Origin of the sequence: Nocardioides sp., assembly GCF_014360585.1 — a bacterium.
In the GTDB taxonomy this organism is placed as follows: Bacteria; Actinomycetota; Actinomycetes; order Propionibacteriales; family Nocardioidaceae; genus Nocardioides.
Map to the genome: position 1 here is coordinate 13,603 of NZ_JACIXG010000060.1, position 17,770 is coordinate 31,372.

Genomic DNA, 17,770 nt, shown 5'->3' on the forward strand with positions numbered 1-17,770 from the left:
GCTCGCTCATCCGATCTCCTTCAGCGCTTCGGTCAACAAGGTGGCCGGGTCGCGACCGTCGGCCAGGCGGCCGTCCTCGGCCACCACCCGGCCGCCGACCAGGACCCTGGTGACGTCGGTGGCGGTCGCCACGAGGGCGAGCTGGTCAAGGGCGGCGCCGGCGGTGCGTACGGAACCAGGGTCGATCTCCACCAGGTCGGCGCAGGCTCCGATCCGGAGGCCGCCAGGGAGACCGGAGGCGGCATAGCCGGCGCTGGCGCGGGCGGACTCGAGGTCGGCGGGGGAGAAGCGTCCGCGCTGTCGGCTGCGGAGCCGTTCGCCGGCCTCCAGGCCGCGCACCTCGAGCCAGGGGTCGATGACCGCGTTCTGGTCGGAGCCGAGCGCGATGCGTACTCCTGCGCCGGCCAGCTCTCGGGCGGGTCCGATGCCGTCGCCGAGATCGGCCTCGGTGGTCGGGCACATCACCACGCCGGCACCGGAGCCGGCGATCAGCGCCATGTCGTCGTCGCTCAGATGGGTGGCGTGGACGAGCCAGGTGCGTGGCGTGAGCGCGCCGGCGTCGGCGAGCACCCCGGTGGGAGTGCGTCCGTACGCTGCGAGCGACTGCTCGTTCTCAGCCGGCTGCTCGGAGACGTGGACATGGAGCGGCGCCTCGGCGGGAAGCCGCTCGGAGACGAGCGCGATGTCCTCGGGGGAGACGGCGCGCACGGAGTGGATGGCGGCCCCGACGACGGTGGCTTCGTTGGACTCGTGGGCCTCTTGGAGGCGCTCCCAGCGGTCGAGCCAGGCCGCGGCGGTGCCGTCCCCGAAGCGGTTCTGCTCGGGAAGGAGGGGCTTACCGGGGGCGCTGGTCAGGTAGAGGGTGTCGAGCAGCGTCAGCCGGATGCCGACGCTGGCGGCCGCCCTGGCGAGCGCGCTGCCGAATGCGTTCGGGTCCTCGTACGGTGTCCCGTCGGGACGGTGGTGGACGTAGTGGAACTCCGCGACCGACGTCCAGCCGGTCACCAGCATCTCGGCGAAGACGGCCTCGGCCAGGCGCTCGTAGGAGTCGGGGGAGAGGCGGTCGGCCACGGCGTACATCTGCTCGCGCCAGCGCCAGAAGTCGCCTCCCTGGTCGTGTGTCCGGCCCCGCAGCGCCCGGTGGAAGGCGTGGGAGTGCGCATTCCCCGACCCCGCCAGCACGGTGCCCAGCCGAACCTCGGCTCGGTCCGGAGCGGCCCCCATAAGGAGTCGGTCGATGCGACCGTTGGAGCCGACCTCGATCAGCAGCCCGTCGACCTCTTGCCCGCCAACGACCGCCCGATCCGCATGAACCCAAGTCATCGCGCCACCCCGCCGACTCGGCGCAACTGTCCCGGAATTTCGCGCCGACTCGGCACTGATGTCTCACGAACCGGCGTCGAGTCGGCGCGTTTGCTCGCACAGGTGCTCGATGCGTACGTCTGTCCGGGATCACTTTGGGACAGATGCGCCGACTCAGCGGCCTGCGGTGGGGCAGATGCGCCGAGTCGACGGCTTGGGGTGGGGCAGTTGCGCCGAGTCGGCGTTGGGTGGCGGGGCAGTTGCGCCGCGTCGGTCATCGGGGGTCACCTGCCAGAGCTCGGACCACGTCGGTCAGGGCCTTCGCCCCGGCTCGGCAGTCTTCGTCGGTGGCGCCCTCGAACGGGGAATGGGAGACGCCGGTGGGGTTGCGGGTGAAGAGCATCGCGGTGGGGATCTCGGCAGCCAGGATGCCGGCGTCGTGGCCGGCTCCGGTGGCGAGCACCGGCACCTCGCCGAGCGATCCGCTGAGCGCGTCGAGGAGACGTCGGCGCAGGTCGGCGCCGAAGTGGACGGTGGAGACGTAGGACTCCTCGACCACCTCCAGAGTGCAGCCGTGCTCCTCGGCGGCCGCGTGGGCGGCTTGCAGGATCTCCTCGAGAAGGGCGCGGGTCTGCGGGTCGGTGTCGCCGCGTACGTCGAGCCAGGCATCCACCCGGGAGGCGATGACGTTGGTGCCACCGGGGATCGGGGTGAGGCGGCCGATGGTGGCCCGGGCGGAGTCTGAGCCGTCGTGGGCAGACGCGATGCGCTGAGCGGCCAGGACGGCGGCGGCCATCGCGGCCACCGGGTCCCGACGGTCGCGCATCCGGGTCGCGCCGGCGTGGTTGCCCTCACCGGAGAAGATCAGCTTCCAGCGGCCGTGGGCCAGGATCGAGGAGGCCACCGCGACCGGGGCGTCCAGGTCGGCGAGCCCGATGCCCTGCTCCACATGGAGCTCCACGAAGGCCGCCAGGCTCGCCAGCCGCTCCTCGTCGCGGCCGAGCCCGGCAGGGTCGATGCCGTCGGCACGGCAGGCCTCGGCGTACGTCACTCCGGCCTCGTCGACGAGCGCCGCGACCTTGGGGCCGGGGAGCGTCCCGGCCATCAGCTTCGACCCCAGGCAGGCGATGCCGAACCGGGATCCCTCCTCCTCGCCGAACGCGGCGATGGTCACCGGCCGGGCAGGTACGAAGCCTTCGTCCATGAGCGCCGAGACCGCGGCCAGGGAGGAGGCGACGCCGAGCGGGCCGTCGTAGGCGCCCCCGCCCGGGACGGAGTCGAGGTGGGAGCCGATCGCGATCGTCCCGGCTCCCCGCGGGCCCCAGTGGGCCCAGATGTTGCCGTTGCGGTCGGTCTCGACCTCGAGGCCGAGGGAGGTCGACGTACGCCGGAACCACTCGCGCAGCTCCAGTTCGGCCGGCTCGTAGACATGGCGGGAGTAGCCGCCGCGGACGGGGTCACGGCCGATCTCGGCGATCTCGTTGAGCAGGGTGACGACGTCGAGGGTCATTCAGGTCCTTGGTTCAGGTCGTTCGATGAAGGTCATGTGTTGGTCTCGACACGCCTCCGCCTAGCGGCTCCGGCGGCTCGACCAGCGGGGCGTGGGCCACCGCTGGCCGGGCCGCGGGGCCGAAGGCCCACCGCTGGTCGAGCCGGGAGGCCGGCTACGGCCGAGCGTGTCGAGACCAACACAGTCGTCTGGCAGGGTCAGGCGTCGAGCATCGGGACGTTGAGACCGCGGTCCCGAGCGACGTCGCGAGCGTGCTCGTAGCCGGCGTCGACGTGGCGCATGACGCCGGTGCCGGGGTCGTTGGTCAGGACCCGCTCGATCTTCTCCGCGGCCAGCGGGGTGCCGTCGGCGACACAGACCTGGCCGGCGTGGATCGAGCGGCCGATGCCGACGCCACCGCCGTGGTGGATGCTGACCCAGCTCGCGCCGGAGGCGGTGTTGAGCAGGGCGTTGAGCAGCGGCCAGTCGGCGATCGCGTCGGAGCCGTCCTTCATCGCCTCGGTCTCGCGGTAGGGCGAGGCCACCGAGCCGGAGTCGAGGTGGTCGCGGCCGATGACGACCGGGGCCGAGAGCTCCCCGCTCGCCACCATCTCGTTGAACTTCAGCCCGGCGAGGTGGCGCTCCTTGTAGCCCAGCCAGCAGATCCGCGCCGGCAGGCCCTCGAAGTGCACCTTCTCGCCCGCCTGGGTGATCCAGCGCTTGAGGCCCTCGTTCTCCGGGAAGAGCTCGACGATCGCCCGGTCGGTCTTGGCGATGTCCTCGGGATCCCCCGAGAGCGCCGCCCAGCGGAACGGGCCGAGACCCTCCTCGAAGAGCGGGCGGATGTAGGCGGGTACGAAGCCCGGGAACGCGAACGCCTCGGCGAAGCCACCCAGCCGGGCGCCCTCGCGCAGCGAGTTGCCGTAGTCGAACACCTCGGCGCCGGTCGCCATGAAGCCGACCATCGCCTCGACGTGCCTGGCCATCGAGGCCTGGGACTTCTCGGTGAAGTCGTCGGGGTTCTCCGCGGCCCGCGCGGCCCACTCCTCGACGGTGTACTCCAGCGGGAGGTAGGAGAGCGGGTCGTGGGCCGAGGTCTGGTCGGTGACGATGTCGATCTCGACCCCGCGCGCCAGGACCTCGGGGAAGACCGCGGCGCAGTTGCCGACGAGGCCGATGGAGCGCGGCGTACGAGCCTTTTTGGCCTCTTCGGCCTGGGCCAGCGCGTCGTCGAGGGAGGTGGCGACGGTGTCCATGTAACCGTGGTCGACCCGGCGCTGGAGGCGGGCGGCGTCGACGTCGACGACGATCACGACGCCCTCGTTGAGGGTCACCGCGAGCGGCTGGGCACCGCCCATGCCGCCGGCGCCGCCGGTGAGGGTGAGCGTGCCGGCGAGGGTTCCGTTGAAGCGCTTTCGGGCGATTGCGCCGAAGCACTCGTAGGTGCCCTGGAGGATGCCCTGGGTGCCGATGTAGATCCACGATCCGGCGGTCATCTGGCCGTACATGGTCAGGCCGAGCGACTCCAGCCGCCGGAACTCCGGCCAGGTCGCCCAGTCGCCGACGAGGTTGGAGTTGGCGATCAGGACCCGCGGCGCCCACTCATGGGTGCGGAAGACGCCGACCGGCTTGCCGGACTGGACCAGCAGGGTCTCGTCGGCCTCGAGCTCGTCGAGGGTGCGGACGATGGCGTCGTAGGCCTCCCACGACCGCGCGGCGCGGCCGGTGCCGCCGTAGACGACCAGGTCGTCAGGGCGCTCGGCCACGTCGGGGTCGAGGTTGTTCATCAGCATGCGCTTGGCGGCCTCGGTCTGCCAGTTCTTGGCGGTGATCTCGGGGCCGTGCGGTGCGCGGACAGTGCGTGGTTCGCTCATGTCTCCCATCCTTCCAGTCGGGTCAGCTGACGGTGGTCAGAGAGCGGGCGGTGGCCAGGAGCTTCCCGGTGGTGACGAGGTCCACGACCGCCTTGATGTCGGGTGCCAGGAACCGGTCGGGGCCCGGGGCCGGGACCTGCTTGCGGATCTCCGCGACCAGAGCGGCGCCGACGGCCCCCGGCCGCTCAGGGGCGCGCATGTCGAGCGCGCGGGCGGCGGTGAGGATCTCGATGGCGACGACCTGCTGAGCCCCGGTGATCGCGCGGCGCAGCTTGCGGGCGGCGTTCCAGCCCATCGAGACGTGGTCCTCCTGCATCGCGGAGGTGGGGATGGAGTCGACGCTCGCCGGGACTGCGAGACGCTTGAGGTCGGAGACGATCCCGGCCTGGGTGTACTGCGCGATCATGTGCCCCGAGTCGACGCCGGGGTCGTGGGCGAGGAACGGCGGCAGCCCGTGGTTGCGGGACTTGTCGAGGAATCGGTCGGTGCGGCGCTCCGAGATCGAGGCGAGATCGGCGGTGGCGATGGCCAGGAAGTCGAGTACGTAGCCGATCGGTGCGCCGTGGAAGTTGCCGTTGGACTCGACGCGGCCGTCGAGGGTGACCACCGGGTTGTCGACCGCGCTGGCGAGCTCGGTCTCGGCCACCCGGGCGGCGTGGGACATGGTGTCCCGCACGGCACCGTGGACCTGGGGTGCGCAGCGCAGCGAGTAGGCGTCCTGCACCCGGGTGAACCCGGTGCCGCGGTGGTCGGCGACGATGCCGCTGCCCGCGAGGACGGCGCGGATGTTGGCCGCCGAGGTCGCCTGTCCGGCGTGCGGGCGCAGCGCCTGGAGGTCCTCGGCGAAGACGCTGTCGGTGCCCTGGAGGCCCTCGATGCTGAGCGCTCCGGCGATGTCGGCGGTGGCCACCAGCTCGTCCAGGTCGGCGAGCGCCAGAATCAGCATCGCGAGCATCCCGTCGGTGCCGTTGATCAGCGCCAGCCCCTCCTTCTCGCGCAGCTGCACCGGGGTGATCCCGGCAGCCGCCAGCGCGTCGGCGCCGGGGACGAGGTCGCCGTCGGCGTTGCGTACGTCGCCCTCACCCATCGCCGCGAGCGCGCAGTGGGCCAACGGGGCCAGGTCGCCGGAGCAGCCGAGCGAGCCGTACTCGCCGATCACCGGGGTGATCTGGGCGTTCAGCAGGGCCGCGTAGGTCTCGGCGACCTCGGGCCGCACGCCGGTCCGGCCCGTCGCAAGGGTCGAGAGACGAAGGAGCATGAGGCCGCGTACGACCTCCTTCTCGATCTCGGCGCCCGAGGAGGCCGCGTGCGAGCGGACCAGCGAGGCCTGCAGCTGAGCGCGGTGCTCGGGCGGGATCGAGGTGTTGGCCAAGGCACCGAACCCGGTGGAGATGCCGTAGTGGGGCCTGGAGTCGTGGGCGAGGTCCTCGATCAGCGCTCGGCTCGTGGCCATCGCGGACAGTGACTCATCGGTCAGAGTGATAGGGGCGTTGTGGCGGGCGACGGCGACTACCTGGTCGAAGGTGAGGGCACCGACCCCGACGGAAACCGTGGTGTTGGTCATGAGGATGAGTGGATCACATCACACTCAGCGAGCCGAGCACAGGCCGTTGTCGGCGGCGTCCTTCTGCTGGTCCTCGAGGGTCCCAGAGGTGGTCGGTGAGCCAGTCGGTGATCCGGTCGGTGATCCGGTCGGTGACTCGTCGACCGCCTCGTCCGGCGAGATGCTGGAGGCGGGGTTCCCAGGTGCGTCGGTGGGCGTCGGGGAGGGGTCGGCAGAGGTCGTCGCGTCGTGGAGCGGACGGTCCTCGAGCATCCGCTGCCAGATCTCGTCGGCCTCCGGGAGGATCCGGAGGCGGCCCCAGTTGGGGTCCCCTTCGGGGTAGGCCTCGTTGGGCACGGTCTCGAACTCGATGCTGCCCGGGTCGAGGTCGCGCATCTCGCCGGCCAGGTCGGCCAGTCCGGCGACCGAGCCGATGTCGGTGGTGATCGACCTGGAGAGCTCGGTGGCGAAGGTGGCCAGCCGGCTCGGGCGGGCCAGGGTGCCGGCGGAGAGGACCTTGGTGGCGAGGGCGGTGAGGAAGTACTGCTGGCGTCGCATCCTGCCGAGGTCGGCGTTGGGGGTGGAGGAGCGGTTGCGTACGTAGTCGAGCGCTTGCTTCCCGCGCAGGTTGCGAGTCCCCGCGGGCAGGAAGATGTTGTGCTCCTCGTCGTCGATCGCCTCCGGGATGCAGATCCTGACGCCGCCGACGGCGTCGACCATGCCGCGGAACCCGGCGAAGTCGAGGGCGAGATAGTGGTCGATCGGGATGCCGGTGAGCAGCTCGGCCTGGCGCGCGGTGCAGGTGGGGCCGCCCAGGGAGTAGGCCTCGTTCCACATCACCGCGCTGGCCTCGGGGATCGTGGAGCCGTCCGGAGCGGTGCACTCGGGCCGCTCGACGAGCGCGTCGCGAGGGATCGAGATGCCGTAGGCGGACTCACGGTCCGCGGCGACGTGGAGCAGGATCGAGCTGTCGGAGCCGCCGGCGCCACTCTCGCCGTCGATGGAGCAGCCCTCGCAGTCGCGCCCGTCGGTGCCGAGGATCAAGATGTTGAGCGGCCGCTTCGGGCCCGTGTCCGCGGGCTCGTCGACGAGATGGTCGATGTCGCCGCCCGAGCCGAGGTTGCGGTTGAGGCGGTCGTAGAACGCCCAGGTGCCGATCCCGGTGGCGACGGCAACGAACAGCATCGTGACCACCACGGTGAGCACGACCGTACGCGTGCCCGAACTCGCTCCGGTCCCCATCGCCCTCCCTCGGTCCGTCTGGCTGAGCAGCCTCACACAGGTAGTACGCGCCAGGGAGCCGAGAGGTTGCTGCAATCAGTTGACGGCAGAAAACTGCAATGTGAAACCATGAGGAAGGTGCTGTCCGAAAACCGCGCGTAATTCCGTTCCGAACACGGCAACATTGGGGACATGGATGGGACGATGAGCGTGAACGGGCTCGACTTCGAATCGTGTTACCGCGCCGTTCGATCGCGTGACCGGCGCTTCGACGGGGTCTTCTACACCGCGGTTTCCTCGACCGGGATCTACTGCCGGCCCTCGTGCCCGGCGCGCACCCCGGCACTGGTCAACGTCTCGTTCCACCGGACCGCGGCGGCGGCCCAGGCGGCCGGCTATCGGGCCTGCAAGCGCTGCCGTCCCGACGCCACCCCGGGCAGCCCGGAGTGGGATGTGGCCGCGACCCTGGCCGGCCGCACGATGCGGCTGATCGCCGACGGCGTCGTCGATCGCGAAGGCGTCGAGGGGCTAGCTCGTCGGGTCGGCTACTCGCCTCGTCACCTGACCCGGCTGCTGACCACCGAGCTCGGGGCCGGCCCGCTGGCGTTGGCGAGAGCGCGACGCGCGCAGACCGCCCGGACGCTGGTGGAGACCACCGAGCTGGGTTTCGCGGACATCGCCTTCGCGGCGGGCTTCTCGAGCGTACGTCAGTTCAACGACACCGTCCGCGAGGTCTATGCGGCCTCGCCGACCGAGCTCCGCGGGCGACGTGGCTCGAGGCGTCGAGCCGACGGGACGATCGCGCTGCGGCTCGCCGTCCGCACTCCGTTCGCAGGCCGTGCTCTGCACGCCTTCCTGCGCGACCACCTGGTGCCGGGGGTGGAGGCCGCGGGGGTTGACAACGGGCGGCTGTGGTTCGCCCGGACGCTCGATCTGCCCAACGGGCCGGGGACGTTGAGCCTCGAGCTCGCCGACATCCCCGAGGGCGAGACCGGCTTCGTCCACGTCACCTTCAGGCTCACCGACCTGCGCGACACCACCGCGGCCGTCGAGCGCGCCCGCCGGTTGCTCGACGCCGACTGCGACCCGCGCGCGGTCGCCGACGTCTTCGCCGAGGACGCGGTGATCGGCCCGCTGGCCCGGGCGCTGCCGGGGCTGCGAGTGCCTGGCACCGTCGACGGAGGCGAGCTGGCGCTGCGTACGATCGTGGGCCAGCAGGTCTCGGTCGCCGGTGCGCGCACCGTGCTGGCGGGGATCGTCGCCGACCACGGCCGCCCGATCGCGACCGATATCGAGGGTCTCACCCATCTCTTCCCGGCAGCCGACGCGCTGGCTGCCGCCGACCCGGCCGGTCTGCCCATGCCGCGGGCGCGCGGGCGGGCGGTCACCGGTCTGGCCGCGGCGCTCGCCTCCGGCGAGCTCCAGCTGGACCGCGGCACCGACCGTGACGTCGTGCACGACCAGCTGCTCGGAATGCCCGGCGTCGGACCCTGGACCGCCGACTATGTCGCCCTGCGCGCGCTCGGCCATCCCGATGTCTTCCTGCCGACCGATGTCGGCATCAGACGAGCGCTGGAAGTGCTCGGAGCGCCCGGGGCCGATGTCGCCGCGTGGCGGCCGTGGCGCTCGTACGCCCTGCTCTACCTATGGACTTCACTGACTGCTCTGGAGGAACTCTGATGTGGACTCTCATCGACTCGCCCATCGGCGAGCTGCGGCTGGTCGCCCAGGACGGCGCGATCACCGCGATCGACTTCATGCCGGCGCTCTACGCCGAGGGCCGGGGTTCGCGCGGGGAACGGGTCGACTCGGATCCGTTGCTCATCGAGTGCGCCCGGCAGCTCGCCGAGTACTTCGCCGGCGACCGGACCCTCTTCGATCTGCCGCTGGCACCTGCTGGGACGCCGTTCCAGGAACGGGTCTGGGAGCAGCTGCAGAAGATCGAGTACGGCACGACCTGCTCCTACGGTGAGATCGCCGGCCGCCTGGCGATGACCGGCCACGGTGCCCGCGCCGTCGGGCTCGCCAACGGCAGGAACCCCATCCCCATCGTCATCCCGTGCCACCGTGTCATCGGCGCGAACGGCACCCTGACCGGCTACGCCGGTGGCCTGGAGCGCAAGACGACGCTGCTGGGCCTGGAGAGCGGTGTGCTCTTCTGATGCCGAGCCTGCAGTCGTGGCGTACGCCGCTGGCAGCTGCCGTCCTCGCCACTGCCCTCGCCGGGTGCGGGAGCACGCCGGTCGCGCAGCCCACCGAGCCCTCGACCGGCGAGAGTCTCGGCGAGGGGGAGCGTGAGCTGCGGGTCACTGGCCGGGTGCGTTGTGACCAGGACGTGTCGAGCGAGGAGGCGAAGGGCATCATCGAACGCGTCGGCGGGCTCCAGCAGCCGACCTGGTCGGTGCGGTTCGCCGAGAGCACCGCCGCCGGCGTCGTCGTGCTGGTCACCGGCGATCTCGACGACGCCGAGCCGCCGCTCTTCGACGACTACCACGTCACCGCGATCGTCGGCTCTGTCGAGGGCCAGGCCCGGGCCGACGACTTCAGCGCTGTGCGCGAGGCGGTTCGGGAGCTCTGTGCCTGAGCGCTCACCGAGTTACCTCGGTGAGCATCCAGCCAGCCCTACTCAGCAGCCGCGCGCCGCAGCGACTCCGAGAGCCGGTCGGCGGCGGCGAGGACAGCGGGAGCGTGCATCTTGCCGGGCTGCCGGCTCAGGCGCTCGAGGGGGCCGGACACGGAGACGGCGGCGATGACCTTGCCGCCAGGGGAGCGGACGGGGGCCGACACCGACGCGACGCCGGCCTCGCGCTCGCCGATCGACTGCGCCCAGCCGCGGCGACGGATGCCGGACAGCGCGGCCGCGGAGAAGGCGGCGTTCTGCAGGCCGCGGTGGAGGCGTTCGGGGTCCTCCCAGGCGATCAGTATCTGAGCGGCCGACCCGGCACGCATGGTCAGCTGTGAGCCCACGGGGATGGTGTCGCGCAGACCGGAGGGGCGTTCGGCGGCGGCGACACAGACGCGGAAGTCGCCCTGGCGCCGCCACAGCTGCGCCGACTCACCGGTGATGTCGCGCAGACGCGCCAGCACGGGGCCGGCGGTGGCCAGCAGCCGGTCCTCGCCGGCGGCGGCGGACAGCTCCGCCAGGCGGGGGCCGAGAACGAAGCGGCCCTGCATGTCGCGGGCGACCAGACGGTGGTGCTCGAGCGCGACCGCGAGGCGGTGTGCGGTCGGGCGGGCGAGCCCTGTCCCTGCCACCAGACCCGCCAGGGTCGCCGGGCCGGACTCGAGCGCTGTGAGCACGAGAGCGGCCTTGTCGAGAACGCCTACACCACTGGAGCTGTCCATATCGCAAGACTAACTTCTCAGAACCTGAGATGCAACGTTACGCTCGGAGCAGCAGACTGGAAGTGGCGGATCTGACTTCGCGATTCAACGCTCGACCCGCCGCCGGCCACTACAGACCAAGATGCCAGATGGAGAACGTGTCATGGGCAGGACCCTGTCGGAGAAGGTGTGGGACGAGCATGTCGTCCGGTCGAGCGCCGGAGAGCCTGATCTCCTCTATATCGACCTTCACCTCATCCACGAGGTGACCAGCCCTCAGGCGTTCGAGGGGCTGCGGCTCTCCAACCGCAGGGTACGCCGCCCCGATCTCACCATCGCCACCGAGGACCACAACGTCCCGACCGTCGACTGGGACAAGCCGATCGCCGACCCGGTCAGCCGCACGCAGGTCGAGACGCTCCGCAAGAACGCGGAGGAGTTCGGCGTACGTCTCCACCCCCTCGGCGACGCCGAGCAGGGGATCGTCCACGTGGTCGGCCCGCAGCTGGGTCTCACCCAGCCGGGCATGACCATCGTCTGCGGTGACTCGCACACCTCCACGCACGGTGCGTTCGGCGCGATCGCGTTCGGTATCGGCACCTCCGAGGTCGAGCACGTGCTGGCGACCCAGACGCTGATGCAGGACAAGCCGAAGACGATGGCCGTCACCATCGACGGCGCTCTGCCCGATGGCGTGAGCGCCAAGGACCTGATCCTCACCCTGATCGCCAAGACCGGCACCGGCGGCGGCCAGGGCTACATCGTGGAGTATCGCGGCGAGGCCATCCGTGAGCTCTCCATGGAGGCCCGGATGACGATCTGCAACATGTCGATCGAGTGGGGTGCCAAGGCCGGCCTGATCGCCCCGGACGAGACCACCTTCGCCTACATCAAGGACAAGCCCGAGGCTCCGAAGGGCGCCGAGTGGGACCAGGCCGTCGCGCACTGGAAGTCGCTGGTCACCGACGAGGACGCCGTCTTCGACAAGGAGATCGTGCTCGACGCCGCCGAGGTCACCCCGTTCGTCACCTGGGGCACCAACCCGGGTCAGGGCGTCCCGCTGGGCGCCGCCGTCCCGAACCCCGACGACTTCGAGGACGCCGACGAGAAGGTCGCCGCGGAGAAGGCTCTGACCTACATGGGTCTCGAGGCCGGCACCCCGATGCGCGAGGTGCGCATCGACACCGTCTTCCTCGGCTCCTGCACCAACGGGCGCATGGAGGACCTGCGTACGGCCGCCGACATCATCCAGGGCCACCACGTCGCCGAGGGCACCCGCTTCCTGGTCGTGCCCGGCTCGGCCAGGGTGCGGCTCCAGGCCGAGGATGAGGGTCTGCACAAGATCTTCCTCGACGCCGGCGCCGAGTGGCGCGGCGCGGGCTGCTCGATGTGCCTGGGCATGAACCCCGACATCCTCGCCCCCGGTGAGCGCTCGGCGTCCACCTCGAACCGCAACTTCGAGGGTCGCCAGGGCAAGGGTGGTCGCACCCACCTGGTCTCGCCGGAGGTGGCTGCCGCCACCGCCGTACGCGGCACCCTCTCCTCGCCCGCCGACCTGACTCTCGCCCGAGCCTGAACGGAGCGCCTGACATGGACAAGTTCACCACCCACACCGGCCTCGGCGTGCCGCTGCGTCGTAGCAACGTCGACACCGACCAGATCATCCCCGCGGTCTACCTCAAGCGCGTGACCCGCACCGGCTTCGAGGACGGCCTCTTCGCCGCCTGGCGCAACGACCCGTCCTTCGTCCTCAACAACGAGGCGTACGCCGGGGCCTCGGTCCTCGTCGCCGGCCCCGACTTCGGCACCGGCTCCTCGCGCGAGCACGCCGTCTGGGCGCTCATGGACTACGGCTTCCGGGTCGTCATCTCGAGTCGTTTCGGCGACATCTTCCGCGGCAACTCCGGCAAGGCCGGCCTGCTCGCGGCGAAGGTCGACGAGAAGGTCGTCCAGAAGCTGTGGGACCACCTCGACGACAACCCCGGCGCCCAGATCACCGTCGACCTCGAGTCGCGCACCGTTCGCGCCGGCGAGGGCCCCGATGCCATCGAGGACTCCTTCGACATCGACGACTACACCCGCTGGCGTCTCCTCGAGGGCCTCGACGACATCGGCATCACGCTCTCTCACGACGATGACATCGCCACGTACGAGGCCACCCGGCCCTCCTTCAAGCCGGTCACCCTGCACGCCTGAGAGCCTTCCGCGCCGAGACGTCACTCCCGTCGGCCGAGACGTCACGCCTGTGACGTCTCGGCCGACGTACGTGACGCCTCGGCCGGTGCGCGTGACGCTTCGGCTGGCAGCGGGTCGTCAGGGGAGGTGGATCTGGCGACCGTCGGGGCCACGCTCGGAGCCGGTGATGCGGTCACAGGAGCCGGTGTCGACCCAGCAGCGGAGATACCAGGACTCGGACGCGGTGGCGGTGCGGAGGACGACGCTGCGGTCGGACTCGAAGCCGGCGACGTGGACCGTCTCGACGGAGTCGGGGACGCGTAAGTCGATGTGCTCGGACGTGCTCATGTTGACCGCGATGCCGCGCTCGGCGCCGAAGCTGATCATCCCGGGGTCGCTGGGGTTGCGGGCGATGGCGACGACCGAGCCGTCGGGGGAGTCGGCGACCGACCCGGGCAGCGGCGCGTGGACGCCGGGCTGGGTGAGGCTGCCGTCGGCCTCGATGGCGGCGAAGCGGGCCTCCCACTCACCGGGGTTGTAGAGGAGTACGCCGCGGTGCAGCGGGATCAGCTGCTGGTAGTCGAGCGGCAGCGAGATCCGACGAGTCGCCTTGCCGGGGCCCCAGGCCGTCACCGGCGGGCGGGAGACGGCAAGCTCGCCGTAGCTGCCGGGGACTGCCGGCGGGGCGGGCACGATGCCGGTGCGGAAGTAGGCGCGGGTGCGGTCGGTGCCGAGCACCGCGGTGCCGGCAGGAGTCCCATCGAGCGCGAGCCGGTCGGTCTCCTCGCCCGTGGCGGTGTCCACCGCGACGAGAGCAGAGGAAGCGTCGCCGGTCTGCTGGAGAGCGAAGAGCTGACTGCCGTCCTTGCTCAGGGTCGGCTGGTTCCACAGGCCGGGGATCTGGATGGTCTTCCCGCGTCGCGCGATCCACACCGGGCCGGGCGCGTCGCTGTCCTCGTACATCAGCACCGTCCACCCGGCCACGCTCATCTGGGAGCCGTAGACCTTCTGCGGCCTCGCCCCGAGCTGGAGCCGGCCGGCCCGGTCGAGGAACGGCAGGGTCGTTGCCGGACCGATGGGGAGATCGGCGTACGTCGCCGGGATGGCGGGCTCGCTGTTGCGGACCTTCGGAGCAGGCGGCACCGGTGTGGGATCGTCGGCGCTGGCGCGGCCTTCGGCGAGCCGGGTCGTGTGGACGGCCAGCCAGGCCACTGAGGCGATCAGGGCGAGGATGATGCAGGCCGCGAACAGGATCCCGGCACGGCTGTGCCTCGCCGGGGACTGTGGTTCCTCGAGCACCACGGTTCGCTGCTCCTCGTCGATGTGCACGTCGGTGATGGTCGTACCTTCCTCGTCCTGTCACCCGAAAGGCTGCGTCCCCAGAGCTGAGCTTCCGGATGTGCCCAGAATGTCTTCACGCTAACGGTCGTGCCCGGGCGGATCAGGAGAGTTCCGGTGAACAGTGCGTGTTCACATGCTGTCGGTATGTATCAAATGTGTGGATATGGCCTATGGTCGATCGGGTGGTGAGAAAACGAGTAGCTGATGCGAGCAAGCAGGCCGGGAAGGTAGTCGGCACCGTGACGGGCACGGCGGGCAAGCTGGTTGCCGACGTCGTCACCGGCAAGGTGAAGGTTCCCTCGGTGCCGAAGGTCAAGCTGCCGAGGCCGGGCCGCAAGGCGCCGGTCAAGGCCGCCGAGCCGGTCAAGGCCGTCCCGAAGGAGGCAGCCGGCTCCGCTGAGACGTCCGCTCCGGTGAAGAAGTCGGAGTCGGCGAAGAAGTCGGCGACGCCTGAGACGGCTGCTGCGACCAAGGCACCCGCGACCAAGGCACCCGCGAAGAAGAGCCCGGCCAAGAAGGCCACGGCGGCGAAGAAGTCGACCGCCAAGAAGGCCCCTGCGAAGAAGGCCGCCGCCGCGACGACCTCAACCGAGACCCCGGCTGAGACCCCGGCCGCGAAGAAGACTGCCGCCAAGAAGACTGCGGCGAAGAAGACGACGGCCAAGAAGACGACGGCCAAGAAGACGACCGCCGCTAAGAAGTCACCCGCGCAGACGACCACTGCGGCGGCGAAGAAGGCGGTCGCCCAGAAGACGCCCGCGAAGCAGACCTCCACGCCGCAGCAGGCGCCGGAGAAGAAGGTGCCCGAGCAGAAGGCCCCTGAGAAGACAGCCCCTGAGAAGACGGCGCCTGGGAAGAAGCCATCAACGGGGGAGGACTCGACGGGAACGAGCTCGGGAGCAGGCTCGACCGGCCCGACGACCGGGTCCCAGAGCCCTTCCAGCGACGCCTAGCCGAGACTGCCGACCCGCACCGAAGCCAGCGCGGTGCGCGGCCCCAGCCCGAACCTGCGTACGGCCTCGAGGTCCTCGAGGGTGTCGACGTCGTGACGCAGCGAGTGGAGGTCGCCCTCCAGGGGACGGGCGCCGCCGGCGAGATGGGCGGCGGCGGACCCGGGGCCGAACGCGGGCCGGAACAGATCGTGGGGCGCGGTGTAGAGGGTGGTGCCCCCGCCCGCCGCGTCCTCGACGTACCTCGCCCCGGCCCCTTCCGAGGCAGCCAGCGCCGTGTCCAGGTCGGCGGAGCGCAGCGCGGGCAGGTCCCCGCACAGCGCGGCGGGACGGAGCCGCGGCCAGCGGCGCCGGGCCTCGCGCGCACCTTGCACCAGCGTCTCGTTGAGGTCCCCGCTGACCCCGTCGGGGATGACGGCGGCTCCGAGGCGGGCGACGTCGGCGGCGAAGTGGGCGTCGTCGGTGATCACCAGGACGGCGCTGACGCGGGTGGCAGCCAGGCACGACTCGGCGGTGTCCAGGGCGAACGAGCGGGCGAGGTCGGCCCGCTCGTGCGGCTCGATGCCGACCAGCCGGGACTTGCCGCGCGCCGGAGGCTTGACGGGCAGCAGGACGACGTAACCGGGTGCGGGTGCGGGCATCAGGGTAGATCCTGACAGGTGTCTCACAATGTCGCGGATACGGCCCGGTAACCTGCCCTGGTGGGAAAGTACCGGAAGTTCCAGGAGGGCAAGGTCGGCTGGCCGTGGGTCGTTGCAGTCGGCATCGTGAAGCCCACCCTTCTCGCCACCACCAAGCATCAGTGGGACGGCGGCGAGAAGATCCCGGAGAGCGGGGGAGCCGTCTTCGCGCTCAACCACGTCTCCGAGATCGACCCGTTCACCGCGGCGCACATCGTCTGGGACTACGGACGTCGGCCGAGCTACCTGGCCAAGGCCGGCCTGTTCAAGGGCCCGCTGGGCAAGTTCCTGCGGGCTGCCGGGCAGATCCCGGTCGACCGTAAGGCCGGTGCCTCGGCCTTCGACGCGGCCGTCAAGGCGGTCAACGAGGGCAGCATCGTGGTCGTCTACGTCGAGGGCTCGATCACCAAGGACCCCACCGGCTGGCCCATGCGAGGTAAGTCCGGCGCGGCTCGGATCGCGCTCGCGACCGGGGCTCCGGTCTACCCGGTGGGACAATGGGGAGCCCAGGAGCTGCTTCCGGCGTACTCTCTCAAGCCGCATCTGATCGGCCGCAAGATGATCCAGATGAAGATCGGTGACCCGGTGGGCCTGAAGGACCTCGAGGTCCAGGACCACACCACCGATGTCATCAACGAGGCGACCGACCGGATCATGAAGGCGATCGTCGGCCTGGTGGCCGACATCAGGGGCGAGGAGCCGCCGAGCGAGCTCTTCGACCCGAAGAAGGCCGGTGTGAACGCGACCGGCGACCCCCGCAAGACGAAGAAGAAGGACAGCAATTGACTAAGGTAGCGGTCTTTGGAGCGGGCTCATGGGGCACCGCGTTCTCGGTGATCCTCGCCGACGCGGGCAACGACGTGACCATGTGGGCGCGCCGGGAGGAGGTCGCGGCGGCGATCAACGACACCCACGAGAACCCCGAGTACCACCCGGGCACCGATCTGCCGCACAACATCAGCGCCACCCACGACATCGAGAAGGCGGCGTACGGCGCTGATCTGGTCGTCCTTGCGGCGCCGTCCCAGACGCTGCGCAAGAACCTCACCGACTGGGCACCGTTCCTGCCCAAGGACGTGCCGCTGGTCTCGCTGATGAAGGGCGTCGAGCTCGGCACCCTGGAGCGGATGAGCGAGGTCATCGCCCACGTCACCGGAGCGGGCCCGGACCGGATCGCCGTGGTCAGCGGTCCGAACCTGTCCAAGGAGATCATCCGCCGCGAGCCCGCCGCCGGCGTGGTCGCGTGCGCTGACGAGGACGTCGCCAAGACCATCCAGGCCCGCGTGCACTCGCCCGCATTCCGTCCCTACACCTCGACCGACGTGGTCGGCTGCGAGATCGGCGGGGCCTACAAGAACGTGGTCGCGATCTCGACCGGCATGGCCGCCGGGATGGGGTTCGGCGACAACACCCAGGCGTCGCTGATCACCCGAGGTCTCGCCGAGACGGCGCGGCTGGCGATGCAGCTGGGGGCCAACCCGATGACCCTCATGGGCTTGGCGGGCCTGGGCGACCTGGCCGCGACCTGCTCCTCGCCGCTGTCCCGCAATCGTACGTTCGGGGAGAAGCTCGGCCAGGGAATGACCACCGCCGACATCCTCGCCTCCAGCCACCAGGTCGCCGAGGGCGCCAAGTCGTCGCACTCGCTGCGCGAGCTGGCGGCCAAGGTCGGGGTGGACGTGCCGCTGGCACAGTACGTCGACGATGTCGTCTCCGGCGCCAAGACCGTCGGCGAGATCCTGGACGAGATGCTCGAGCGGCCGACGAAGGCCGAGACCGAGTAACCCGTCGGTCGAAGGCCACTTCGTTCAGACCTCGGAGCCGCTAGGCGGAGGCGTGTCGAGACCAACACGGTAAGTGACCGTGTTGGT

General features: G+C 70.6%; 16 protein-coding genes. 7 read left to right on the plus strand and 9 right to left on the minus strand.

The window, feature by feature from the left end; all coding sequences use genetic code 11:
• Window positions 1–6 precede the first annotated feature (6 nt).
• The 5 genes from H5T77_RS18160 to H5T77_RS18180 form a co-directional block, all read right to left on the minus strand.
• A complete protein-coding gene (locus tag H5T77_RS18160) occupies window positions 7–1,323 on the minus strand; it encodes a formimidoylglutamate deiminase (RefSeq protein WP_292651594.1) in 1,317 nt (438 codons plus the stop codon).
• A 253-nt stretch (window positions 1,324–1,576) separates the two neighbouring features.
• A complete protein-coding gene (locus H5T77_RS18165; protein WP_292651596.1) occupies window positions 1,577–2,812 on the minus strand; it encodes an allantoate amidohydrolase in 1,236 nt (411 codons plus the stop codon).
• Between the two features lie 197 nt (window positions 2,813–3,009).
• Window positions 3,010–4,665 carry a urocanate hydratase gene (hutU, locus tag H5T77_RS18170; RefSeq protein WP_292651598.1) on the minus strand — a complete coding sequence of 552 codons (1,656 nt, stop codon included), beginning with the start codon at window positions 4,663–4,665 and terminating at the stop codon, window positions 3,010–3,012.
• Window positions 4,666–4,687: 22 nt separating this feature from the next.
• Window positions 4,688–6,229 carry a histidine ammonia-lyase gene (gene hutH / locus H5T77_RS18175; RefSeq protein WP_292651599.1) on the minus strand — a complete coding sequence of 514 codons (1,542 nt, stop codon included), beginning with the start codon at window positions 6,227–6,229 and terminating at the stop codon, window positions 4,688–4,690.
• 24 nt (window positions 6,230–6,253) lie between these two features.
• Entirely contained in the window at window positions 6,254–7,450 is a 1,197-nt protein-coding gene (locus H5T77_RS18180; RefSeq protein ID WP_292651601.1) for an LCP family protein, read from the minus strand.
• A 183-nt stretch (window positions 7,451–7,633) separates the two neighbouring features.
• Here H5T77_RS18180 and H5T77_RS18185 point away from each other — a divergent pair, with 183 nt between their 5' ends.
• Genes H5T77_RS18185 through H5T77_RS18195 form a run of 3 tightly spaced genes read left to right on the plus strand, consistent with a single transcriptional unit; the run spans window position 7,634 to window position 10,013 of the window.
• Window positions 7,634–9,109 (plus strand): DNA-3-methyladenine glycosylase 2 family protein, encoded by a 1,476-nt coding sequence (locus H5T77_RS18185; RefSeq protein WP_292651603.1) that lies wholly within the window; start codon window positions 7,634–7,636, stop codon window positions 9,107–9,109.
• Window positions 9,109–9,591, plus strand: coding sequence for a methylated-DNA--[protein]-cysteine S-methyltransferase (locus H5T77_RS18190; RefSeq protein WP_292651605.1), 483 nt, complete (start codon window positions 9,109–9,111; stop codon window positions 9,589–9,591). Before H5T77_RS18185 ends, H5T77_RS18190 begins: the two co-directional genes overlap by 1 nt.
• Window positions 9,591–10,013, plus strand: coding sequence for a hypothetical protein (locus H5T77_RS18195; RefSeq protein ID WP_292651607.1), 423 nt, complete (start codon window positions 9,591–9,593; stop codon window positions 10,011–10,013). The genes H5T77_RS18190 and H5T77_RS18195 overlap by 1 nt, the downstream gene beginning before the upstream one ends.
• 38 nt (window positions 10,014–10,051) lie before the next feature.
• On the opposite strand, the gene H5T77_RS18200 is transcribed toward H5T77_RS18195, so the two are convergent.
• Window positions 10,052–10,774, minus strand: coding sequence for an IclR family transcriptional regulator (locus H5T77_RS18200; RefSeq protein WP_141781349.1), 723 nt, complete (start codon window positions 10,772–10,774; stop codon window positions 10,052–10,054).
• 142 nt (window positions 10,775–10,916) lie between these two features.
• Here H5T77_RS18200 and leuC point away from each other — a divergent pair, with 142 nt between their 5' ends.
• Together leuC and leuD are read left to right on the plus strand one after the other, a co-directional pair.
• Window positions 10,917–12,329 (plus strand): 3-isopropylmalate dehydratase large subunit, encoded by a 1,413-nt coding sequence (gene leuC / locus H5T77_RS18205; protein ID WP_292651609.1) that lies wholly within the window; start codon window positions 10,917–10,919, stop codon window positions 12,327–12,329.
• Between the two features lie 14 nt (window positions 12,330–12,343).
• Complete coding sequence (gene leuD / locus H5T77_RS18210) at window positions 12,344–12,949, plus strand: 3-isopropylmalate dehydratase small subunit (RefSeq protein WP_292651611.1); 606 nt, start codon at window positions 12,344–12,346, stop codon at window positions 12,947–12,949.
• Window positions 12,950–13,066: 117 nt separating this feature from the next.
• On the opposite strand, the gene H5T77_RS18215 is transcribed toward leuD, so the two are convergent.
• The 3 genes from H5T77_RS18215 to cofC form a co-directional block, all read right to left on the minus strand.
• On the minus strand, window positions 13,067–14,257 hold the full coding sequence (locus tag H5T77_RS18215) for a hypothetical protein (RefSeq protein ID WP_292651612.1): 1,191 nt from the start codon (window positions 14,255–14,257) through the stop codon (window positions 13,067–13,069).
• 112 nt (window positions 14,258–14,369) lie between these two features.
• Window positions 14,370–15,212 carry a pentapeptide repeat-containing protein gene (locus H5T77_RS25690; RefSeq protein WP_366816641.1) on the minus strand — a complete coding sequence of 281 codons (843 nt, stop codon included), beginning with the start codon at window positions 15,210–15,212 and terminating at the stop codon, window positions 14,370–14,372.
• Between the two features lie 6 nt (window positions 15,213–15,218).
• Complete coding sequence (gene cofC, locus H5T77_RS18225; protein ID WP_292651616.1) at window positions 15,219–15,860, minus strand: 2-phospho-L-lactate guanylyltransferase; 642 nt, start codon at window positions 15,858–15,860, stop codon at window positions 15,219–15,221.
• A gap of 60 nt (window positions 15,861–15,920) precedes the next feature.
• Here cofC and H5T77_RS18230 point away from each other — a divergent pair, with 60 nt between their 5' ends.
• Window positions 15,921–16,685 (plus strand): lysophospholipid acyltransferase family protein, encoded by a 765-nt coding sequence (locus H5T77_RS18230; RefSeq protein WP_292651618.1) that lies wholly within the window; start codon window positions 15,921–15,923, stop codon window positions 16,683–16,685.
• Window positions 16,682–17,683 (plus strand): NAD(P)H-dependent glycerol-3-phosphate dehydrogenase, encoded by a 1,002-nt coding sequence (locus H5T77_RS18235; RefSeq protein WP_292651620.1) that lies wholly within the window; start codon window positions 16,682–16,684, stop codon window positions 17,681–17,683. Before H5T77_RS18230 ends, H5T77_RS18235 begins: the two co-directional genes overlap by 4 nt.
• Window positions 17,684–17,770: the final 87 nt, after the last annotated feature.

What these genes read in the sequence shown, in the direction of transcription:
- cofC (WP_292651616.1), bottom strand. Translation starts at nt 15,860, where the DNA reads ATGCCCGCACCCGCACCCGGTTACGTCGTCCTGCTGCCCGTCAAGCCT.
- leuD (WP_292651611.1), top strand. Translation starts at nt 12,344, where the DNA reads ATGGACAAGTTCACCACCCACACCGGCCTCGGCGTGCCGCTGCGTCGT.
- H5T77_RS18195 (WP_292651607.1), top strand. Translation starts at nt 9,591, where the DNA reads ATGCCGAGCCTGCAGTCGTGGCGTACGCCGCTGGCAGCTGCCGTCCTC.
- hutU (WP_292651598.1), bottom strand. Translation starts at nt 4,665, where the DNA reads ATGAGCGAACCACGCACTGTCCGCGCACCGCACGGCCCCGAGATCACC.
- H5T77_RS18200 (WP_141781349.1), bottom strand. Translation starts at nt 10,774, where the DNA reads ATGGACAGCTCCAGTGGTGTAGGCGTTCTCGACAAGGCCGCTCTCGTG.
- hutH (WP_292651599.1), bottom strand. Translation starts at nt 6,229, where the DNA reads ATGACCAACACCACGGTTTCCGTCGGGGTCGGTGCCCTCACCTTCGAC.
- H5T77_RS18160 (WP_292651594.1), bottom strand. Translation starts at nt 1,323, where the DNA reads ATGACTTGGGTTCATGCGGATCGGGCGGTCGTTGGCGGGCAAGAGGTC.
- H5T77_RS18165 (WP_292651596.1), bottom strand. Translation starts at nt 2,812, where the DNA reads ATGACCCTCGACGTCGTCACCCTGCTCAACGAGATCGCCGAGATCGGC.
- leuC (WP_292651609.1), top strand. Translation starts at nt 10,917, where the DNA reads ATGGGCAGGACCCTGTCGGAGAAGGTGTGGGACGAGCATGTCGTCCGG.
- H5T77_RS18190 (WP_292651605.1), top strand. Translation starts at nt 9,109, where the DNA reads ATGTGGACTCTCATCGACTCGCCCATCGGCGAGCTGCGGCTGGTCGCC.
- H5T77_RS18185 (WP_292651603.1), top strand. Translation starts at nt 7,634, where the DNA reads ATGAGCGTGAACGGGCTCGACTTCGAATCGTGTTACCGCGCCGTTCGA.
- H5T77_RS18180 (WP_292651601.1), bottom strand. Translation starts at nt 7,450, where the DNA reads ATGGGGACCGGAGCGAGTTCGGGCACGCGTACGGTCGTGCTCACCGTG.